Annotated in this window: 2 tRNA genes and 2 rRNA genes; all 4 read right to left on the reverse strand. The window is 50.3% G+C overall.

The features are described 5' to 3' along the window. A 23S ribosomal RNA gene (locus FHW76_RS26265) occupies nt 1-239 on the reverse strand; the annotation flags it as partial. Between the two features lie 177 nt (nt 240-416). Next, nucleotides 417-492 (reverse strand) — tRNA-Ala (locus FHW76_RS26270). Nucleotides 493-528: 36 nt separating this feature from the next. After that, nucleotides 529-605 (reverse strand) — tRNA-Ile (locus FHW76_RS26275). Nucleotides 606-674: 69 nt separating this feature from the next. Continuing rightward, nucleotides 675-1303 (reverse strand): 16S ribosomal RNA (locus FHW76_RS26280); the annotation flags it as partial.

The raw sequence follows: 1303 nt of genomic DNA on the forward strand, positions 1-1303 counted from the left end.
GGGGAATCTCGGTTGATTTCTTTTCCTCGGGGTACTTAGATGTTTCAGTTCCCCCGGTTCGCCTCGTTAACCTATGTATTCAGTTAACGATAGTGCAACGAATTGCACTGGGTTTCCCCATTCGGACATCGCCGGCTATAACGGTTCATATCACCTTACCGACGCTTTTCGCAGATTAGCACGTCCTTCATCGCCTCTGACTGCCAGGGCATCCACCGTGTACGCTTAGTCGCTTAACCTCACAACCCGAAGATGTTTCGTAAAACACCATCGTGTCGCGAAAATTTGAGAGACTCGAACACACATTAACTGTGTGTCGTTTCAATTTTCAGCTTGATCCAGATTTTTAAAGAGCAAAACTTCGCAGTGCACCTTTTCAGGTTCACTCTGAAGTTTTCTTGTGTTTGCAGTAAAGATGGTGGAGCTATGCGGGATCGAACCGCAGACCTCCTGCGTGCAAAGCAGGCGCTCTCCCAGCTGAGCTATAGCCCCATCGTTTGCAACCTCTTCAAATTTGCTTCGCAAATTTGGTAGGCCTGAGTGGACTTGAACCACCGACCTCACCCTTATCAGGGGTGCGCTCTAACCACCTGAGCTACAAGCCTGTAGAGGTTTTTACTGCTGTTTTTCATCAGACAATCTGTGTGAGCACTACAAAGGCAGGTTCTTTAAGGTAAGGAGGTGATCCAACCGCAGGTTCCCCTACGGTTACCTTGTTACGACTTCACCCCAGTCATGAATCACAAAGTGGTAAGCGCCCTCCCGAAGGTTAAGCTACCTACTTCTTTTGCAACCCACTCCCATGGTGTGACGGGCGGTGTGTACAAGGCCCGGGAACGTATTCACCGTAGCATTCTGATCTACGATTACTAGCGATTCCGACTTCATGGAGTCGAGTTGCAGACTCCAATCCGGACTACGACATACTTTATGAGGTCCGCTTGCTCTCGCGAGGTCGCTTCTCTTTGTATATGCCATTGTAGCACGTGTGTAGCCCTGGTCGTAAGGGCCATGATGACTTGACGTCATCCCCACCTTCCTCCAGTTTATCACTGGCAGTCTCCTTTGAGTTCCCGGCCGGACCGCTGGCAACAAAGGATAAGGGTTGCGCTCGTTGCGGGACTTAACCCAACATTTCACAACACGAGCTGACGACAGCCATGCAGCACCTGTCTCACAGTTCCCGAAGGCACCAATCCATCTCTGGAAAGTTCTGTGGATGTCAAGACCAGGTAAGGTTCTTCGCGTTGCATCGAATTAAACCACATGCTCCACCGCTTGTGCGGGCCCCCGTCAATTCATT

It is taken from the genome of Klebsiella sp. RC2, assembly GCF_014192815.1.
GTDB classification, from domain to species: Bacteria; Pseudomonadota; Gammaproteobacteria; order Enterobacterales; family Enterobacteriaceae; genus Klebsiella; species Klebsiella variicola.